Consider the following 20,717-nt stretch of genomic DNA (forward strand, 5'->3'; position numbering starts at 1 on the left):
CTTGACTAGTTCCTAAAAAACCGTTACAGTTTTTGATGGATTAACAATACTAAATCTCTGAACAAAATATCATTTGTTCAGAGATTTTCTTTTTCTATACTTTTATTTTGAGTTTAGTTTGTTTACGCATTTAATTAGGTGTTAGCATATAGTATCATAAGTGCGGTCTTTTTGAGTTGTAAATAGCAATACGTTACTTTATTATTTTTTGCATTATCGTTAGGTAATAATTAACGCAATGTTGGGGCAAAATATCTAAAAATCAATTTCTCCGTTTTTTTCCATGTTACCAATACAAATGTCATAGTATGTTTTTTGAATCTCTTTTTTTTCGAAGAGTTAGTCTAAAACAATAATACTTTGAGTCGTTTTCCAATTAATAACCTTTTCAAAAAAAGCACTTGTTTGGTTCAAAATTAGGTAACTATTTCTAGCTATCGATTACATTACGTTCTTACCTTTTTTTTAAACACTGGTAGAAAAAGTAGGGGTAACTTAATTATTATAATTTAATTTTAGAAGAAGTTTAAAAACATCATATATAAATTAAGAAAGACAACTACTTTCAAAAACGACAACGAATTACCAAACTAAAATAAGAGATGTTCATTTTATTTTTATAAGAGTACATCTGTTTTTATTGAACTAACTTTTGAAAAAAGATAACTACATAATAGTTGCTTCTGACCAAACCCACACAGTATCGAAAATAGTAAAGAAACTGAGTGACTTAAGCGACTGTAATACAATCACTGTAAATTCAATTAAATTATTAAGAGAGTTAATGCTCACGATTACTCCAAAGCTTATTATTGTAAGTTTTAGAAATAATAATTTAGAAATTAATTACTTACTCAATTCGCAAATCAAAATAACCGTACCTATTCTTTGTTTAACCAATGTATATGAAAACATTTTTTTTTCAAATAAGAATATTGTGCTAATGATTCAAAGTTTAGAGAATAGTTTGAAAAATGAACATTTACTGCATAACGTAAGAAGTATATTATCTCTTAGTGGTGCTTATCATAAGAACAAAGAAACTATTGACAAAGAAAGAAAATCTGGTTTTCTTTCCGAAAATAAAAATTTAGCCCGTTATGTATTAGAGTTAGATCAGAAGAAAGCATTATTAAAAAGCATGCTGGAAAGAATAAAGGAGCTAAGCTTGTCAGTAGATCATCCAACCAGAAGAAGATTAAATTCAATTGTTAACAATATTAGAATCAACACAAAAACAACCCATTGGGATGATTTTAAAGCATACTTTGAAAATGTAAATCCAGGTTTTATTAGAGAACTAACCAAAAAATATCCATGTTTAACTGTAAAAGACATCAAGTATTGTTGTTATTTAAAAATGAATATGTCTAATGAAGACATAAGGTATATTTTAGGAATTAACAGAGAAAGTGTTCGAACACATAAATATCGGTTAAAGAAAAAAATGGTTTTAGAAAAAGAGCAAGATTTAAAAAGTTTTATCAGCTCTTTTTAAAAGAAAGAATAAGTAAACAATTAATAGAAGTGACTCTCATGTAGTGTCACTTTTTTATTGCTTTATACATGAGGTGTCTACGTTTTGTCTACGTAATAGAAGAAAGTTTACAATGTGTCTATGAATTGTATATGAGGGTTTTCATGAAAGTGTTTAAAGAACCGCTAACTTTGAAAAGACGAACCAAACTAACTACTATTCAAATGATAGCGAAGTCATTTTACTATACAAAAAAGGTACTCGATCAATACTTAAAAAATAAGTTTGAGTTAACAGATTCTGTAGTAGTTGCAGATAGTTTGGTAAGCCAAAATGGCACAGTATCATCAGATAATAAGAATAAGGTAGTTATTACACTAATTCACATAGAACAAGAAACGGTACAACCGTTTTACAATCGAAATCAAAAATTAGATACAGGTTCTTATGAACACACCTCTGTTAAAGAGCGTTACAATTTATATATACTGGTTACGTCTAGCTTTGATGATTATTATGAAACCTTAAAATTTTTAGACGCTTCCATCCAGTTTTTTCAAATAAATCAATTATTAGATGCTCATACCAATTCAGAAATTCCTGAGGGAATACACAAATTAGAGTTTGAATTTCAAAAAGGAGGTGATTATATGCAAATGCATAATTTATGGAGTGCTTTAGGAACAAAATACCAACCCTCTGTAATCTATAAGATGAAACTACTTACCATAGGAGGAAATGAAGTGAAAGAGTTTATATCAGCAGTTGATCAACTAACCAATACAGCAACTCAATAATGGTAAGTGGATATAAAAAAATAGTAGCTGTAAAGGTGTATCATCCCTATTTCTACAAAGGAATTTGTAAAGGGGTAGTGTATGAACCAACGGTTACAACTCAAACCATTATGCATAAGTACGGATTGAAGCTACAGCGGGAACAAAACGGATTTACATTGTATATTCCTTCTGCTACAGAGCTTCTCTCATTCTTAAAATATCTCTCTGAAGTTACAGCAGCAACGTCATTTACTTTTCGACTTACTACTTTAAAAACTGATTTTTATTTTTTTACAGAGTTTCCTGTTAATGAGAAAGGATACTATTTCTGCTCAACTTCTAATTTGGTAGATAAGTCTAAAAATGAACTTGTTCTGTCTTTTAAAAAAGAAGAAGATTTGTCAAATACAGTATGTAAAATACAAATTGATTTTACAGATTTAATCAGTTCATCGGTAACAAATTATATCGTAAAGTTTGAGTCACGGTCAACGCAGTGGAATTATCTTATCATTAATAATAAGAGTACATATTTTGAAGAGTTACATATTGAGGGAACCCCAACTATTCAATTTTCAAAGCCAGTTGATGTAACTCTTGAAAATGGACAAAAGGCCTTGTCGTTTTTGTCTGAAACAACAGCCATAACATTACAAGAAAAACCAAAATACAAACTAAATCTTATTGGAAAAGTTACAAAACTAGGCACTCATAGAACACAAATGGTTTACAGCGGATTGCCCTTACCCAATCCATCTGTACTAGAAATCGTAAAACAAGGCACTAAACATGTCATAAGATCACTAATGTATGTTTACATATAAAATGAATATAATTAATAGTATACTAATGAAAAATACAATCTAACCTTATGAATTTATCTACTATCAAAACACCAGGAGTGTATATTAATGAGATAAATGCTTTTGGAAACTCAGTTGTACCTGTTGCAACAGCAGTACCCGCATTTATCGGATATACACCACAGGCAATGTACGAAGGAAAATCGTATGCCAATGTTCCAACAAAAATAACCTCTTTTACAGAGTTTAAAACGATTTTTTGTTATCCAGACCCACCTGCACCAGCCGACCCAGCAAAGCAGTACAATCCAGAGTATTATTTAGTAGCAGAAAAAAGCCAACCAGAAAAAGGAGACTACCTACTGATTGATGGAACCTATTACTCTATAGTGCCCGATCCTAATACCATTTATTATCTATATAATAGTATTAGACTATTTTATGAAAATGGAGGAGGAGATGCTTATATTGTATCTGTTGGAACTTATGGAACTTCTTCGGGAAAACCGATGACTCCAGGAGACCAAATAGTGAATCCGAATGTACAACTAAACGATTTAACCAGTGGTTTAGAACTGTTAAAAAATGAAGATGAACCTACGATGTATATCTGTCCAGAAGCAACCTTGTTATCACCAGATAACAATGGAACCTTAATGCAGCAAATGCTATTGCAGTGTACAGAGATGCAAACAGCCATAAGTGTTTTTGATGTTATCGGAGGAAGAAATCCAGACCCGATTATGTGGACTCAGGATATTGAGAATTTCAGAAATGCTACAGGGACTAATGGACTAGATTACGGTACGGCGTATTATCCTTTTATTGGAACGACCATCATGCAAACATCTGACATAGATTACACCAATTTATTTGGAGGTGATTTAAAGCAATTGCAGCCATTATTAAGTCCTGCCAGCAATCCGAACCAAGCGGTAGAAACGATTATTTCAAATATTGAAAAACCACCAGGAAACCCACTAACAACCAGTCAGTATAACAATTCTTTAATTGCGGCAAGTAAGACCTATAGTACCATTATTAATCATGTACTTAACGATGCTAATACTTTACCGCCAAGCGGAGGAATGGCAGGAGTAATTACAGTAACGGATAATGCAGTAGGACCTTGGCAGGCACCTGCAAATACTTCTATCGTAGGGGCTTCGAGTTTACCTATTAAGTTATCAGATTCACAACAAGCAGGATTGAATGTAGATGCCGTTTCAGGAAAATCAATTAATGCGATTCGTTTTTTTAACGGACTAGGCATACTAATTTGGGGTGCCAGAACCTTAGATGGAAATAGTTTAGACTGGCGTTATGTTCCTGTACGAAGAACAATGACCTTTTTAGAACAATCCTGTAAACTAGCTTGTCAGGCTTATGTATTTGAACCTAATGATAAAAATACTTGGGAAGCCGTAAAGGCGATGATTGGCAGCTTCTTGAATGGAATTTGGAAGCAAGGTGGATTGCAAGGAGCCAGTGCAGCAGATGCCTATTCTGTTCAATGTGGTTTAGGAACTACTATGACTTCAGAAGATATTTTAAATGGGTTTATGAATGTAACTATAAAGGTTGCCGTGGTAAGACCTGCTGAATTTATTGTGCTGACGTTCCAACAAGAAATGGCAAAATCTAGCTAAACAAAAAAATAATAATAAACCAAATCTTTAAAAAACTAAAAAAAATACAATTATGGCAACAGATGACGGAAGCGTAGAAGGCGCAACATGGCCCATGCCAAAGTTCAGATTTGAAGTTGACTTGGGTACCGAATTAAAGGGAGTAGCATTTCAGGAAGTTTCTGGAATGGACGTAGAAAATCAAATTATAGAATACCGTAAAAGCAATAGCAAGCTTTTTTCAACAGAAAAAATGCCAGGTATTGTAAAATATGGTAATGTAACCATGAAACGAGGGGTATTTGTAAACGACAATACCTTTTGGAATTGGCATGCAGAAATTACCATGAATACTATTAAAAGGCGCACAGTGCTTATTAAACTTTTAGATGAAAAGGGGAGTGTAACGATGCAATGGCAGCTTAACAACGCATGGCCTACCAAAATTACGAGCACCGACTTAAAGTCTGACGGGAATGAAGTGGCAGTAGACACGTTGGAAATCGCTCACGAACAACTAATCATTACTAATGGAAAGTAGTGATTATCCAGTAGGATTTTATTTCGAACTTTCATTTAAAGGACAAGATGCGGCATTTAAAGAAGTATCAGGAATTTCTAAAGAAATGACTATGGAAGAAGTTACGTGTGGTGGAGAAAATCGTTTTAAATATCGACTCCCCACAGTTTCTTCGACCAAAAACATCGTTTTAAAACGCGCCTTAATCCCTGAAGGATCACCATTGATTGATTGGTGTTCGAGCTCTTTAGATGAAGGATTAGCAAATCCTATTGAAGCACATGATGTATCTGTAAATTTATTAGATGCAGATGGTCAAGTATCGGTAATGTGGACTTTTTTTAATGCCTATCCTGTGAAATATTCCATATCCGATTTAAAATCACAAGAAAGCGAAATTGTGATGGAATCTATTGAATTGGCTTATACCTATTTTGAAATTACGCCAGATACTTCTATAGCTGATTTATTTGCCTAACCAGACCAATTGTATAAGTGCAATTACCATTTTAGGAAAAGAGTTTTCGTTGAATAGAATGCGATAATCTTCTATAAGAATACCAATAAATAAATTACAAGAAGAAGTTATTATTGAAGAGCAGCGGAGTAGGAATCAAAGAACCTACCCGATACACTAAATAAAAAACAATATGCCTGTAGAGATACGAGAATTAGTAATAAAAACAGAAATAAAATCTGTAGAACAACATACAACGTCAACTATTGCTGAGCATCGATTAAATGAGTTAAAAACAGAATTGATTGAAAGTTGTAAACGTATGATTACAGAGAGTACCAAAAGGAAAGCATATAATCGATAAAAAAAGCATTATGGCTAGTTTAGAGTTAATGAAAATAACGGGATATCAAGATGAAGACTTTAATGAAGAGGTAAGCAATGGAACTTATACGGTAATGTTGAACCCAGAAAGTGTAAAGTGGAATAGAGCCATTGAATATACCAAACAACAATCTTTAGACGCTATGGCTCCTAGTCAAAAATATAAGAGTGCGCCAGCAGAACAATTAAGTTTTGATATTGTAATTGATTGTACAGGTATTGTGGATGGGAAACGTACTAGCATGTCAAAAGAAATAACGGCACTTGAAAGTATTGTGTACACCTATAATGGAAAAATTCACCGACCTAATTTTGTAAAAGTACAATGGGGAGACATCTCTTTTAATTGTGTGTTAACCTCGTTGAACACTTCCTATACCTTGTTCAAACCAGACGGAAGTCCGTTGAGAGCCAAAATATCCTTGAGTTTTGACAGTTACTATTCGTACAAAAAAAGAAAAAAATTAGAAAGTAAAAGTTCACCTGATATGACCCACCTTGTAGAGGTTGTGGAGGGAGATTCGCTGCCTCAGTTGTGTAATAGGATATGGAATTCACCCGATTACTATATACAAGTGGCGGCGTACAATAAACTGAATAAGTTTAGACAGCTTACAGGAGGGCAGCAGTTAATTTTTCCACCCATAGAAAAACCAGTTTCATGAGTAGTTCAGCAACCAACATAACTAGTGGAGGATTAGCCACAACTACCGTAAAAGTTAGCGGAAATGATGTTACACATACTGTAGAGATTAAAAATATTGAGGTGGTTAAAAACATCAATAAAATCTCGTTTGCCAAAATAGTTATCTTAGACGGTAATGCGGCTGAAGAAAGTTTTACAGTAAGCTCTTCTTCAACTTTTGTACCAGGGAATGAAGTGGTGATAGAAGCAGGGTATGACTCTAAAAATGAGGTAGTTTTTAAAGGAATTATCACCAGTCAGCATATAGATATACATCCCTCAGAAGGGGCTGTATTAGAGGTAATATGTAGAGACAAGGCTATCAAAATGGTGGTGGGAAGAAAAAATAAAACCTACGCCAAAAAGAAAGATAGTGATATTATTTCGAGTATTATAGGAAGCTATTCAGGACTTTCATCTGAGGTAACAGCCACTACTACAGAATGGCAAGAACAAGTACAATACTATGTAACCGATTGGGATTTTATCCTAGCCAGAGCAGAAGCTAACGGACTCATGGTAACAACCTTAGAAAATAAAGTTTCCGTTTTTGAGCCAGCAGCCAATACTACTTCAGTAATAACTATTGAGTACGGTAATAATTTAATGGCATTCAATGCAAATTTGAATGCAGTAACACAACTGGGAGACGTAAAGGCTAGTTCGTGGGATTTTCAAAATCAACAAATTACTACGGGTCAGCAAACGAACAGCTATACAGGTCCTGGAAATTTATCTTCAAAAAAACTGTCGGAAGTGGTGGGACTCTCAGATTTTGATTTGCAAAGTACAGCACCCATTCAGAGTTCAGATTTAACAAATTGGTCAAAGGCTCAGTTGGTTAAAAGTAACTATGCAAAGATTAGAGGAGAAGTTACCTTTCAAGGGAGTAATTTGGTAAATCCTGGAAACTATATTACCCTCAGTGGGTTAGGAGACCGCTTTGATGGAGATCATTTAATTTCTGGAGTAATTCAAACTATTGAAGGAGGAAATTGGATTACCGAAGTAGCCATAGGAATGTCTCCTATATGGTTTACCGAAGAACCAGACGTTATGGCACCAGCCGCATCTGGATTATTACCGGGAGCAAAAGGACTTTTCAATGGAACCGTAAAGAAAATGTATGAAGATACCGATACTCAATTTCGTGTATTGGTAGATGTTCCTATGTTTGATGCAAACGGAGAAGGTATTTGGGCTAGACTTACCAATTTTTATGCAACCTCAGGAGCAGGAGCCTTTTTTATGCCAGAGGTAGGAGATGAAGTTGTTCTTGGGTTTTTAAATGAAGATCCGCGCTATCCCATTATTCTTGGTAGTGTATATAGCAATAGCAAAAATAAACCGTACACGGGATTAGAGCCCGATGAGAAAAACTCTAAAAAAGCAATCGTGTCTAAAGAAGGTATTTTTATTCAGTTTGACGATGAAAATAAAATCTTCACGATTGAAACACCCAATAAAAACACAGCGATTTTTAGCGATAAAGACAAACAAATAACCCTTAAAGATCAAAATGGAAATAGTATTGTAATGTCTGAAAGTGGTATTACTATTAAAAGTGGTAAAAGCATCAATATTGAGGCAGACCAAGAAGTAACTATTAAAGGAACTCAGGGAGTAACTGTGCAGGCAACGCAAGATGTTCAAATAAAAGGAATGAATATCAAATCCTCTGCCGATGTGCAATATTCCGCAAAAGGCGGAGCGAGTGCTCAGTTTGAAGGTGGAGGAGAAACAACGATTAAGGGAGCCATGGTAATGATTAATTAAAAAATAAAAAGATGCCACCAGCAGCAAGACTTACAGATTTTCACGAATGCCCAATGCAAACTCCAGCAGTACCGTCACCCATACCACATGTGGGAGGACCCGTTACTGGTCCTGGAGAGCCCACAGTGTTAATAGGGAAATTACCTGCAGCAAGAGTAGGTGATATGTTGGTATGTGTAGGACCGCCCGACTCTATCGTAGAAGGTTCAACAACGGTACTTATAGGAGGGATGCCAGCCGCAAGAGTAGGAGACTCTACTGCACACGGAGGTACCATAGTATTAGGATGTTTTACAGTGTTCATAGGAGGATGATATGGAAACAAAAATGACCAAAGAATTTTTAGGATCAGGATGGGCTTTTCCTGTAACATTTTCCGAAGGAAATTATGAATTACGTATCACCAAATACGAGGCAAACATAGAAGATAGTATTGATATTATTATGCAAACCAATTTTGGAGAGCACCCTATGAAACCCGATTTTGGTTCAGGCTTACAACGTTTCTTTTTTAAAAAAATGAACAAAGCACTCAAAGCAGATATTGAAGAAACAGTAAGAAGTAGTTTGCTGCAAAATGAACCGAGAATAACTGTGAAAAACGTTGAGGTAGTCTATAAAGACCTGCAAACAGGATTGGTAGAAATTACTGTAGACTATGTGTATAACCAAACCAATACAAGGCATAATTACGTATATCCGTTTCACCTAAAAGAAGGAACCAATTTATTGACATAATCGTATGAACAAGGTCACTCAAAATACAATGCAAACATCTATACATACCGCTTTGCTAGCTACCCAAAACTTGGTAGATGGTAGAACGGAAATGGATTATGTGTATTTTTTAACTGAGTTTGCCTCCTTAATAAATTTTTACGATGAATCGAATAGAATAAAAGGTAATTGGTCGCCCTTTTTATTAAAAGACCCACTTTTTTTATTAGGAACAATTGCTAAAACACCGTTTAAAAAGCTTCAAGAATTTTATGTAAATACCCTTGTAAAATTTGAAAAAGAACTAGAAAAAGAAGCATCAGAAATTGTAGAAAATACAGTCATAACCAATCTAGTTAACAGTTTCTTTAGTCAGGTTACCCATATTTTTCAATTACTGGATAAATGGATAGGCTATATGCTACAATCCTCTTACAATTATCATTTTAAAGAGTATGTGCTAAAAAAAGTAAAAGAAACGTATAGCGTAGTATTTTGGGCACTTATAAAATTGCAAGAACAATGGTGTTTGTGTGCACAATTGCCTATAATAACATCTGTAAATTGGTCTGAACTTACTTCTTTTAACAAACCTATATGGATAGAAAATAAAGGGAAATATCCTTATTGGGAAGTTTTCAATTTAAAAGCATCATTAAAAGAATTGTTGGCAACAACAACATCAGCAGCAGAAATAAAAGAACTTTTATATGAGTTGTTTAAAGGTTTCAAAGCTGTAGGAGATACTGTTTTTTCATTTTTGTACACAGTAATTTCAGGAGCAAAAGAAGCGTATTTCAGTTTCAAAAAACAAAAGAATAAATATCCAGATACGATGTTGCTGCGAACATTTTCTCAGCTATTACAACCTTATACTTCTCAAATAAATTCATTAGCAAATAAGCATCTAGACTTTTATTATCAGGATATTTTAAGACAGGAAAGTCTACAAGGAACACCAGATTCAGTAGTGGTTACTGTTGATTTATTACCAAAGAAGACGCCTTATATGCTCCCAAAGAACACCTTGTTTACTGCAGGTTTAGATGCATATAAAAACACAATACTGTTTCAGTCAGAAGAAAATGTTTGGTTAAATCCAGCAACGATTACCAATGCCTATACGCTCACAAAAAGTAAAGCAAATAGCAACAACTTACAGCAGCTGTATCTAGCCAGCATACCAACACCCAGCATATTAAAAAAAGATAAGGAAGAAAAAACAAGCTCATGGGCTACTTTTGGAAGTCGCTTTACCCTAGCCAACGAAAAGACAGAAAGTATGGCTTTGGTTATCGCATCTCCTATGCTGTTAGCCAAAGAAGGAGTTAGAATAATAACGGTGACTCTCAGTTTTACAGAAACTGTACCGAGTACTTTGTTACAAGGAACTACTTGGTATTTGAGTACGCAATCGGCTTGGTACGAAGTTTCTGAAAGCAACAAAAACGCAAGTTTTCAATTAACCGATAAAAAGTTAGTTCTTACCATCACACTACAAAAAACAGCACCACCAATAGTCCCTTTTGCTAAAGAAACGGACGGAATTAAGAGCAATTGGGCGATGTTGAAAATAGTGTTTACACAATTTACCAATCTAACCAATCCTCCAAAACTAAAAAGTTTACAAATAGCAGTAGCTGTTCAGAAAGCAATAAATTTTGAACTGTACAACGATTTTGGAGCATTGGCAGTAAACAAACCATTTCAGCCATTAGGACCTACGCCCGAAAAAGAAGCATCTTTTGTCATAGGAAACAAAGAAGCTTTTAGCAAGCCAATATCAACCTTAGGAATTGATTTAGAATGGGGGAATTTACCAGAAGTTACTAAAACACTAGATAACTTTAGTAATTATTATCAGCAGTATAACAAATATTTAGAGGGAGATTTTACTGAGATTACTGTAGGTACGACAAGCAATAAAACATCAAATAAAACCCCTATTTCTCTTGAAAAATTTACCAATACGGCATTTAAAGTACAAGGTCAGTTACTGCAAAATGGTTGGATGACCATTCCTGTAAATACACCGACTACACAGCAAGAAATGGTAACAACCCTTTTTCAAGAAAAAGAAATTCCAAATACCCCAGAAGAAAACAACAAGCCAGTTACACCAAAAGAAGGATGGTTCAAACGTCTTTTGGCATGGTTTAATCTTTCTAAAGAAAATGAACCAACACCCAAATTACCTCCTTCAAGAGAATTACTAGCGAATAGCAATTTTTCTTTTGTCAATGTATATAAAAACCAAGAGGTAAATGCTACTATTCAAACAGCGCATACAATTTTTTCAGAAAAATCAACTTCAGGATATATCAGATTACAACTTACCAATCCAACAGAAGGTTTTGGAAACTTATTGTATCCTCAAGTAGTCAATGCAGTAGCATTATCTAATGCAAATGCCATAGCCGGTGCTTATAAAAACGGAAAAGAAGTATCTGTTACCAACACTCCTAAAGCCCCTTTTATTCCTACGGTAAATGTTTTTACAGGAAGTTATACTGCATCGAAAACTTATTATTTTGAAGTAGACAAGGTGAATTATGGCACTTTAGAAATCAATTTAGATCAGTTGAAAATCGTAGCCGATATGTGTGAAATCTCTATGTGGAAAGTTGCTACTGATTTGATAGATATAGTTATCAATTTTCTCTTTAGCCAAGAGGCTGTTGTCAATGAAATGAAAAGTTGGCTAGTAATGGTTGATAATATTTTAAAAACCTTAATTCAACGCTTAAAGGCAATCATTGAAGAGGCGAAAGGCAATCTAGCATTTCAAGAGATTTCGGCTGATTTTGAGCAAGAATTTGCATCCTTTTTTTCAGAAATAACCACAAAAGAAGCATTGCTTACTCCCGTAGAACAGGTGTTAGGAGACGTATTTACCAGTTTGTATGATAAAATAACCTCTAAGCACGTAACAGCCACGATAAAGAATGGACAATTTCAACAAGAAATCATTCACGAGCTTATTAAGCAATGTATTGCTGAGGTTAAACCAAAACTGCAACAATCTTTGATTCGCTATTCAAAGAGTTTGGAAGCACAAACTAGTAAAAAGTTAGCAGTACTGAAACAGGAAAGTGTGCAGCACAGTAGTACAGAGGTTTCTTCAGAAGAAAAAGCCAATTCTTGGATTGAAGCATTGGTTGCTAAACTAACCACTTGCGAGGAACAATTACACCAATTTATAACACATTTACAGCTAATTATTTCAGACAAGGAAGCTGTTAAAATTGTAAACGAGTATATTCAAAACACCTATATAACTCCTTTACAGCAAGATATTGAACGTTATGAATTAGCCATTAAAGGAATTAAAGAAAAATATCCTTTAGACTGCTTTTATAAAACTCCTTTTGCCACGTATCAATTTTATGAGAGTAGTAAGGGAGTACTTTCTCAAGGTACCGTGATAGGAAATATCAGTTCAGGTACATCCGTTCCATTATATCCATCTTTTTCAGAAGAAGGGCAATTGTTTATAGAAATGAACAACCTTAGTGTAGATACGACCATGAATTTGTTTTTTGAACTAGAAAGACAGTACACTTCTTCAGATACAACAACACATTCTTCGCTTACCTATTATGGTTTAGGAACTGATGGGTGGGAAGAACTAACAGTTGTAAGCGATACAACCAATAATTTAGTGTGTTCGGGAATGGTAACCTTGCAAATTCCTAGTTCAATAGGCAAAAACGGAGTAACCATGCCTAGAACGACTAGTTTTTGGATAAGTGTAGCAACCAACGCCAATCCTGATGTTTTTGCAAAAACCGTAGTAGTAAGTGTCAATGGTGTTTTATTAAAACGCTCAGGAAATAGGTATGTATCAAGCGATACCAAACCAGAATTACCAGCAAAAAGTATTACGAGCCTGCTTGTTTCAAATCCGAAAATAGCCTCGGTAAACCAACCCTTTAAGTCGTTTGGAGGAAGTGCTTATGAAAGCAAATCAATTATGAAAACGCGGGTAAGCAACCGAATCCGTACAAAAGGCAGATGTGTAACCCCTTTTGATTTTTATACCCAGGTACAGCAAAACTTTACAGAGGTATTTTACACTCGAGTAGCATTTAACAAAAAGTGCAATGCAACAGAAGTTTTTGTGGTTAAAAAAGTAGCTGATAGCAAAAGTGCGAGTGCATTTGTGCCTATGGTAAGCGAGTGCGTAGAATTAAAAATAGCAACCTACTTAAAAGCCATTAGCTCGCCCACCTCACCTGTAACAGTAACCAATTTTAAGTATAGATATGTAAAGGTTTCAGGAACCTTTATAGTCCATCCATTAGAGGAAATAAAAACAGCACAGCAAGAAATTAATGCCGCGATGAATGTGTTTTTATCACCTTGGATTGAAACCCAACAAGCACAAATAGAAATTGATACTGGCGTAAATGCCTCTCAAATTTCCTCTTTTGTAAAAGGATATACACAGATAACAGAAGTAAAAGAGTTAACACTACAACTAGGGAAGAAAAATAAAGAAACGGGTGTTATAGAATATGCGGAAGCTACCAATACAATCAATCCGTTATCTGCCGGATATCTACTAGTACCCTCATTAAATTATGATGCTGTAATATACACGAAATGGTAGGAGAAAATCACATACAAGACATTCAGCTTCCTACTACTTTAAATTTTAAAGTACTGAAGGAAGAAGGACTTTCTTATATACAAGAGGGAAGTAGTTCTGAATGGACAAATTTGAATCCTAGTGACCCTGGTGTTACTATTCTAGATCAGTTGTGTTTTGCTCTTACCGAGTTGGGGTATTGTATGAACTTTCCTATGAAAGACATTTTAACAGATGCCACAGGAGAATTACAGATAGCGAATCAATTCTTTTTACCCGATACCATCTTAACAACGGCTGCTATTACCGAAAACGACTATGTGAAATTGATTATCGACACCGTTTCAGAAGTCAAAAACTGTATGATTAGTCCAATACCAACAAGTGTAAGTTTTTTACGAGGTATCTATCAGACTTATCTGTATATCAACCCCAAAATAACTGACCAAGAAGAAAGACAAAACATTTGCAAAGCGGTATACATTCAGCTAAATACCAATAGAAATATTAACGAACTTTTTTTAATACCTATAGCTTTAAAACCAAAGGAATATAAGGTACAATGCCAGCTACAACTGGAAGATGGATATACTTTTAAAAGTATCATTGTAGCAATTCAACAGGCTATTAACAACTATATTTTTCCAAACATACCTCAAACAGGGTACGATCAGTTGAGAGAAGAGGGAATCGCTGTGAATGAAATTTTTAACGGACCCAAATTAAAAAATGGGTGGATTAAAAATGTAGATATTCAACCCAAAAAAGATACACTGCACGCTTTTGAAATTACGGAAGTATTGTTAGCGGTAAAAGGAATAAGCAGTGTGCAGAATTTGTTTTTTTATACTGAAGACGTGTCGAACAAATTGTATACGGTTACTTCAAAGAAAGAGGAATTGCTCTGTATAAAGGTGCTTCCTTCGTCAACAGAAAAAAACGTATTGGGAGCAGCGAAAGATGCGTTTTTTGAAAATAAAACAGCGGTGTATTTCTCGAATAACCTAAACGATTTATTCCAAGCATCAAAACCCAAAGAAGATATTGAGGCAGTGCAAATGACACCCGAAGTACCCAAAGGAACATTTCGCGACATCAACTCATATTATTCTATTCAAAACACCTTTCCTACTGCTTATAAAGTGGGGTTAAATGCCCTAAATAGCAATGCTCCAGCATTTCAAATAGCACAATCAAGACAGTTAAAAGGGTATTTAACGCTTTTTGATCAGGTATTGGCAAATGAGTTTTCGCAATTGGCAAACTTAAAAACGTTGTTTTCATTTAAAAATGCAATCAGTGGTACTCCTTCTGACATAGAGGAATATAATCAGTTAAAAGATGCTTATGAAAAAGCACATCCTAAATATCCAGCCCCTTTTGTAAGTTTCTCACCTACCTATTTTTATCAATCTTTATACAACAGTGTTCCGAATATAAAACCACTGCTCAAAAACAACAAAAAATTCAATTTTAGCTACGAAGTTTTATCAGCACAGACGTTAGATAATGAGTCTTGGTTAGACTATCAAGAAGACCCATACAATTCCTATGTGTGGGGTTTAAAAACCATTATGGAAGATGAAGCGTTGAATGTAAATCGCAGAAATGAATTGCTCAATCATCTGTTGGCAAGACATGGAGAAGCACCCTTGTATATAAACACCATTTGTGCTGTACCTACTTATACGGGAGATATAGTAAAAGATCAGGTGATTAGTAAGAGTATTTATCTTCAAAACTATCAAAAGCTCTCTTATAATAGAGCCAAAGCGTATAATTTTTTAGGAGCCAACAAGTTGTATTTAGATAAAAAGACCAAATCAGTGATTGATTTTGCGCCAGTTACTGAAAAAATTCAGGAGGAATTTAAAAAAGGCAGACAAGTAGATTTTATACCCGATATTCAAAAAATAGAACGCAAACAATACATTTCCCCTTCCGACATTATCAATTATTCTACCCTAGATTTAAAACTGAATCTGCTGTTTGCATTAGATGTATATTATCAAAATTACCTCATAGAGAATACTACAGAAACCGCATGGTGGTTATTGCACAACCGAAAAGGGTTTATAAGTATCGAAACAAGTTTATTACTAAAGAATGCTCAATTTGAAGTTGTTTTTAAAGAAGAAATCAATGCGAATGTTTATTGGACAACTGCACGAAAACTCACCTACGATGAATTGTTGATACTGAATGCAATGGTAGAAGAATGTAAGCCCTCTAAAGAAGATGTAGATTCGTTTATTGCCATAAAAAAAGCCTACCAATTACACAAAAAAGAAAATGTAAGATTTGACGAAAGTGAGTATTGCAGTATAACCAACTCAGTAAGTTGGTCCGTTACCGCCTTTTTTGAAGAGGGCAGTATCGTGGTAACTTCGGTAGCCTCATTGTTTAGTGCGACGGTATGGTATATTTTTCCGAGTTACATTCCACAATTTACAAGCACAACATTTCAAAAAAGATTGCACTTGTTTTTTGAAAATGAACTACCAGTAACTACAGCAGCAAAATTTGTTTTTGTAGAAGATGATTTACTGAAAACTCTTATTAAAGCCTATGTGCAATGGCACAATGAGTTAATAGCTACGAATGATTATACAAATCAAGGAATTTCGTTACTCGAAAAGAGTAATCTACTAGCAAAAACGATCATTCAAAACTTTGTAAGCGAATGAGAAATAACGAGCGACATATTGTAGCCACTTGTGTTTGGGATACTCAGTTTGATGATAAACACAAAGCAGTTGACTTACAAAATAGTTTGAGTCATTGGAGTCAATACCACCTGCAAGAAGCATTGATTGCGGTGTTCAATGAAGTATGTCCGGAGGAACAAACACTTAAAATTAAAAAGTTAGAACTTCATTTAGGAGAAGTAAACTATGACAATTTGAAGGAAGACCTTTCAGAAAAAATTAAAAAAGAGTTGTATAAAAAACTACAACAGATTCTTTTGTATCCGACGAGATACCAGCAAGAGGTTGAAATACTTCATGAAAAAACGTCTCAAATAAAGGTCTTAGAATATTTTTTACTAAGAGGAACGTTGCCATGGGATTATCAAACAGCGTACGGAGCCTTGAATCAGCTATTGGAAACTCAATGGCAAAACAATAAACAAGAACTGATTGCCATGCTTTGGTCTGTTGGAACTCATGAAAATGCTCGAAGACGCATTGCATGGCAGTTAACAGAAAAAAACATCGTTACCATAGTAGAAAATATAGCGTCGAACAATCAAGAATATGTACAAAATATAGCCAAAGAATTGGTTAAAATTCAGGAAAAAGAAAATGTAGTTCAAATAGGATTGCATGATTTTAAGCGAAATGTATGGTTTTGGATTTTAAATTATATGTTCGTTGAAAGAGGTACCATGTTCAACAAAGTTGCTTTTGTAAAAAGTATGATTCGTCAAATGGCAAATCATTTTAATATGGAGTATAGCGAGCTCTTAGAAATTATAGAAGAAGCTGTAAATAACGTTAAAAATCAGTACTTCATTAAAAATGAGTTTATTACCATCATCAACGAACTGTCTAAAGAACAATTAACAGGAACGGTTACCACACACAGTACAGACAAACAGTTGGAGTATTATTGGGAATTCTTATTCAATCAGTTGAACAATTCAGAACTAAGAAGTACTTCTGTGCAGAAAAAGGAGTTGAATGAACTACTTCTTAGTTTGAAAAAGCAAGATGAGCAACGCTTTAAAAGAATACTAAAACCCTTACTTAATAAAAACGAAACTTTTTGGAAGGGAATTTTAAAAGATATAACCCCTGAGGTTATAGAAGCACTAATTTCGGCGTTGAATGCCTCTACAAGTTCGTTGAGAAATCAAATTCGGTTTTTAAATGCACTACAGCTTCCTGTCGAGTTAAAAACAACGGCTCAACAATTATGGGGGATTGGTTTTTTGTATGCAAAGAAAGTATTGGTTAGTTCATCAAATCAGCAACCATTTTTAAACTATCTAGTTACTCAACTAAGTAAAACCACTCAAAAAGATAAAGAAGAGGTAATCACTAGCATCTTATCGGCAGAAATACAATCTCGTGCAAAACTGATTCATCACCTACCACTGTACACCGATTTAAAAGAAGCGTATTTACAAGCCCTTATAAAATCGGATTATAAATTGAAAGGGGAGCATATTGAAGAAGTAGTACAACAGCTACATAGATTGTTTGAAACAACGAGTACCGATGTAGCATTGATAGAAAAACTTCAAGAAATCATGCTGTATTGGATGGTTACCAGACCTACCAGCTCTTTAGTGGTATTGAAGAAATATCAGGAAGACGAAAAATTCCGTAAAACAATCAAAAATATATTGGCAGATGAAACTATAGCCTATCAGGTACTTAAAATTTTAGATGCAAAGGCAGCCAAAATACTAGATGTTTTAGAGGGAATTTTAGATGATTTGTTAATAAATGAAACTCAGAGAATTGGTGTTTTTCAAGACATTAGAAAGCATGTAACAAGTATTGTAGTAAAAATTACAGTAAAAAGAACCACGACTACAACGTATGAATTTTTACAGAAATTTATAGAGGAATTGAAGTTGCAATCTCATATACATTCTTCGGAAGATTTTAAAATATGCGTACTCAAAATAGTAACACATAAAAAATGGAAACTTCTAAGACTTACCTCTCAACAAAAGAGGGCTTTAGAACAAAAAGTGATGAATTTTACATCGAGGAATATGCTAGGGTTTCTAGTTGCTTCCATCAAAAATAACGAGTACACACCACAAGAAATAGCCAAGGCACTAGCAACGATTATTCATGCTAAGCAATATGAGCATGTTGAATTTAAAAAACAGGAAACTACTTTTATAACATACCTTATTCCTAAAGCGCACGCTTCCCTAAAAACATATTGGGTACAGGTATATACAAACCAATTACGAAAGACAGGATATAAAGAGTCTACTCAAAAAATTCAACAGGTATTAGAAGGGCTTTTTTGGCAGTGTTTGGTTAATTATGCTCATTACAAAGGTAGTGAAACCCGTTTTATAAGGATGCTTCAGGAAGCCGTGGAACAAAACTATAAGAAGATACAAGCTTCTGAAAATTATGGGAAAAAGCGTCAAAGAGTTTCTGAAGATCATGAAAATTCGATAACTAAGAACACCTCATCTTGGGAGTTTTTTAATAGCGTTTTGCATGAATTGGAACAGCCAAAGGCAGGAGAGTTGCTAAAGTTTAAAAACAAGACAAAAACCTTAGAAAATGCGTTGCTGTGGTCGTTAGAAATGGTGCCATACCCTATTAAAAATAAGTTGATTAACAGGAAAACAATGCATCAGTTAAAAAAACATATTTCGTTTGAACAACTGTTGTCGCTACTTATCGCCGATACCTCTTTGAAGGAAACTCAAAGAGAATTTTATAAAGGACTTTTGGTCCTGTTTACGATAGCTACGACCATTCAGCAATCGACAAAATTTAAAGAGTTTTTCTGGAATACTTTCGTTGATAGGTATCATACGAGTGAAAGTGAATCAGCATTAAAAACAATAACATTAAAAACGTTTTCTGAGCTACAGAAGGAAAATGAGTTCAATTCAGAAATACTACTTCGTATTGTAAAAGATAAAAAAGTATTGGTGCCTAAAATGTTGCTGAATATTCTTAAAGAACAACATACAAGGTTCGTACAGTTAGCGCAACCTGATAAAGAGGTAGTTTCTGAGCTGTTACGCCATTTTCAAGCAGATAAGTTAGAAAAAGTAGCCATTCATGTATTAAAGTATCAGGAAATTCCGCATTGGCTACATTACCAAAAAACCGTTACAATCCGACAATTAATCAATGAAATAGCAGTGTTTCACCCTTTGTTATTTTTGAAAACACTACGCTCAGAGTATATTTCAAAAATTCAATTTACAGCATTAAGTAAAGAACTTAATTTCAATCTAGTTATTCAAAAACTACAACAACTGTATCCTGTTCGACGCAAACAATTAGGAGTTATAACGAAACTACATCAGGTATTGAGTAGTGTTAAGATTAAAGGAGTACCAACCTATCAAGTACAAAGTATTATAGAAGTTTTAGTGTTAAAAGCATGGATAAATGTACAGTGGAAATTGATAGATAGTATCACTATATGGAATGAATTGTTGTGGGAATTAAGTACAAGAAGAAGACTTGCTGCGAAAGATTTTTTTTCAGCTTTCGATAAATTAAAAGAACAATTGCCCATTCCGTTGCAACTTACTTATGAAGGAATGAGCAGAGCAGCCCCCCCAGAAGAAAGAAAAATTGAAACCAAACAAGAAACAAAAAAAATAAATAGTAAAACAAACATAAAACAAACAAACATGTCAAAAACACAAGTTATGGTAAGAAATGCAGGAATGGTACTATTAAATAGTTACTTTTCCATGCTACTAGAACGATTGAATCTAGTAAAAAATAATGATTTCGTATCTGAAGAAGCACAACAAAAAGCAGCACTTTATTTACAATATGTAGTCACAGGTTTGGAGAGTACTGAAGAGCAGTTGTTGCCATTAAACAAAGTGTTATGTGGGATTCCTGTAGAAACACCCATAGCAGTGAGTATTGAGATTTCAAATTCAGAAAAAGAATTAATTAACGGATTACTTAATTCCTGTATTGACTATTGGTCGGCCATAGGGTCTTCTACAGTAGATGGCTTTAGAGGAAACTGGTTGGTAAGAGAAGGGCTCTTAAAAGAAGAAGAAGAACGTTGGCAACTTACCGTTGAAAAAAGACCTTATGATGTACTCATGCTAAAGTCTCCTTTTTTCTTTTCTATTATCAAACTGCCTTGGATGTCAAAACCCTTGCATGTATCATGGCCATTTTAAATTAAAAAATAACAAAAAGTATATTAACTAAA

Annotated in this window: 14 protein-coding genes; all 14 read left to right on the forward strand. The window is 34.3% G+C overall.

The window, feature by feature from the left end; genetic code table 11:
- The first annotated feature begins 652 nt into the window (after nucleotides 1-652).
- The 14 genes from P8625_RS00610 to P8625_RS00675 all read left to right on the forward strand — a co-directional run bounded on the left by P8625_RS00610 (nucleotide 653) and on the right by P8625_RS00675 (nucleotide 20,685).
- A complete protein-coding gene (locus P8625_RS00610; RefSeq protein ID WP_279651570.1) occupies nucleotides 653-1,498 on the forward strand; it encodes a helix-turn-helix transcriptional regulator in 846 nt (281 codons plus the stop codon).
- A 170-nt stretch (nucleotides 1,499-1,668) separates the two neighbouring features.
- Nucleotides 1,669-2,274, forward strand: a complete 606-nt coding sequence (locus P8625_RS00615; RefSeq protein WP_279651571.1) for a Pvc16 family protein — start codon at nucleotides 1,669-1,671, stop codon at nucleotides 2,272-2,274.
- Complete coding sequence (locus P8625_RS00620) at nucleotides 2,274-3,080, forward strand: hypothetical protein (RefSeq protein ID WP_279651572.1); 807 nt, start codon at nucleotides 2,274-2,276, stop codon at nucleotides 3,078-3,080. Before P8625_RS00615 ends, P8625_RS00620 begins: the two co-directional genes overlap by 1 nt.
- Nucleotides 3,081-3,127: 47 nt before the next feature.
- Nucleotides 3,128-4,708, forward strand: coding sequence for a phage tail sheath family protein (locus tag P8625_RS00625; RefSeq protein ID WP_279651573.1), 1,581 nt, complete (start codon nucleotides 3,128-3,130; stop codon nucleotides 4,706-4,708).
- Between the two features lie 52 nt (nucleotides 4,709-4,760).
- Nucleotides 4,761-5,228: a phage tail protein gene (locus tag P8625_RS00630; RefSeq protein WP_279651574.1), complete on the forward strand. Its 468-nt coding sequence runs from the start codon at nucleotides 4,761-4,763 to the stop codon at nucleotides 5,226-5,228.
- Nucleotides 5,218-5,685: a phage tail protein gene (locus tag P8625_RS00635; RefSeq protein ID WP_279651575.1), complete on the forward strand. Its 468-nt coding sequence runs from the start codon at nucleotides 5,218-5,220 to the stop codon at nucleotides 5,683-5,685. The genes P8625_RS00630 and P8625_RS00635 overlap by 11 nt, the downstream gene beginning before the upstream one ends.
- Before the next feature lie 172 nt (nucleotides 5,686-5,857).
- Entirely contained in the window at nucleotides 5,858-6,028 is a 171-nt protein-coding gene (locus tag P8625_RS00640) for a DUF5908 family protein (RefSeq protein ID WP_279651576.1), read from the forward strand.
- Nucleotides 6,029-6,038: 10 nt separating this feature from the next.
- Entirely contained in the window at nucleotides 6,039-6,713 is a 675-nt protein-coding gene (locus P8625_RS00645; RefSeq protein WP_279651577.1) for a CIS tube protein, read from the forward strand.
- The gene (vgrG, locus tag P8625_RS00650; RefSeq protein WP_279651578.1) at nucleotides 6,710-8,509 is read left to right on the forward strand and encodes a type VI secretion system tip protein VgrG; all 1,800 of its coding nucleotides are present in this window, start codon (nucleotides 6,710-6,712) and stop codon (nucleotides 8,507-8,509) included. The genes P8625_RS00645 and vgrG overlap by 4 nt, the downstream gene beginning before the upstream one ends.
- An 11-nt stretch (nucleotides 8,510-8,520) precedes the next feature.
- Nucleotides 8,521-8,823, forward strand: coding sequence for a PAAR domain-containing protein (locus P8625_RS00655; RefSeq protein ID WP_279651579.1), 303 nt, complete (start codon nucleotides 8,521-8,523; stop codon nucleotides 8,821-8,823).
- 13 nt (nucleotides 8,824-8,836) lie between these two features.
- Nucleotides 8,837-9,247 (forward strand): GPW/gp25 family protein, encoded by a 411-nt coding sequence (locus P8625_RS00660; protein WP_279651580.1) that lies wholly within the window; start codon nucleotides 8,837-8,839, stop codon nucleotides 9,245-9,247.
- Between the two features lie 28 nt (nucleotides 9,248-9,275).
- Nucleotides 9,276-13,838 (forward strand): hypothetical protein, encoded by a 4,563-nt coding sequence (locus P8625_RS00665; RefSeq protein WP_279651581.1) that lies wholly within the window; start codon nucleotides 9,276-9,278, stop codon nucleotides 13,836-13,838.
- Nucleotides 13,832-16,504 carry a hypothetical protein gene (locus tag P8625_RS00670; RefSeq protein ID WP_279651582.1) on the forward strand — a complete coding sequence of 891 codons (2,673 nt, stop codon included), beginning with the start codon at nucleotides 13,832-13,834 and terminating at the stop codon, nucleotides 16,502-16,504. The genes P8625_RS00665 and P8625_RS00670 overlap by 7 nt, the downstream gene beginning before the upstream one ends.
- Nucleotides 16,501-20,685: a contractile injection system tape measure protein gene (locus P8625_RS00675; RefSeq protein WP_279651583.1), complete on the forward strand. Its 4,185-nt coding sequence runs from the start codon at nucleotides 16,501-16,503 to the stop codon at nucleotides 20,683-20,685. The genes P8625_RS00670 and P8625_RS00675 overlap by 4 nt, the downstream gene beginning before the upstream one ends.
- The last annotated feature ends 32 nt before the right edge of the window (nucleotides 20,686-20,717 follow it).

Source organism: Tenacibaculum tangerinum (genome assembly GCF_029853675.1).
Classification (GTDB): domain Bacteria; phylum Bacteroidota; class Bacteroidia; order Flavobacteriales; family Flavobacteriaceae; genus Polaribacter; species Polaribacter tangerinum_A.

Bases quoted from the DNA above. Each gene is read 5' to 3' on its own strand.
- P8625_RS00620 (WP_279651572.1), top strand. From the start codon at position 2,274: ATGGTAAGTGGATATAAAAAAATAGTAGCTGTAAAGGTGTATCATCCC.
- P8625_RS00625 (WP_279651573.1), top strand. From the start codon at position 3,128: ATGAATTTATCTACTATCAAAACACCAGGAGTGTATATTAATGAGATA.
- P8625_RS00630 (WP_279651574.1), top strand. From the start codon at position 4,761: ATGGCAACAGATGACGGAAGCGTAGAAGGCGCAACATGGCCCATGCCA.
- P8625_RS00635 (WP_279651575.1), top strand. From the start codon at position 5,218: ATGGAAAGTAGTGATTATCCAGTAGGATTTTATTTCGAACTTTCATTT.
- P8625_RS00640 (WP_279651576.1), top strand. From the start codon at position 5,858: ATGCCTGTAGAGATACGAGAATTAGTAATAAAAACAGAAATAAAATCT.
- P8625_RS00645 (WP_279651577.1), top strand. From the start codon at position 6,039: ATGGCTAGTTTAGAGTTAATGAAAATAACGGGATATCAAGATGAAGAC.
- vgrG (WP_279651578.1), top strand. From the start codon at position 6,710: ATGAGTAGTTCAGCAACCAACATAACTAGTGGAGGATTAGCCACAACT.
- P8625_RS00655 (WP_279651579.1), top strand. From the start codon at position 8,521: ATGCCACCAGCAGCAAGACTTACAGATTTTCACGAATGCCCAATGCAA.
- P8625_RS00660 (WP_279651580.1), top strand. From the start codon at position 8,837: ATGACCAAAGAATTTTTAGGATCAGGATGGGCTTTTCCTGTAACATTT.
- P8625_RS00665 (WP_279651581.1), top strand. From the start codon at position 9,276: ATGCAAACATCTATACATACCGCTTTGCTAGCTACCCAAAACTTGGTA.
- P8625_RS00670 (WP_279651582.1), top strand. From the start codon at position 13,832: ATGGTAGGAGAAAATCACATACAAGACATTCAGCTTCCTACTACTTTA.
- P8625_RS00675 (WP_279651583.1), top strand. From the start codon at position 16,501: ATGAGAAATAACGAGCGACATATTGTAGCCACTTGTGTTTGGGATACT.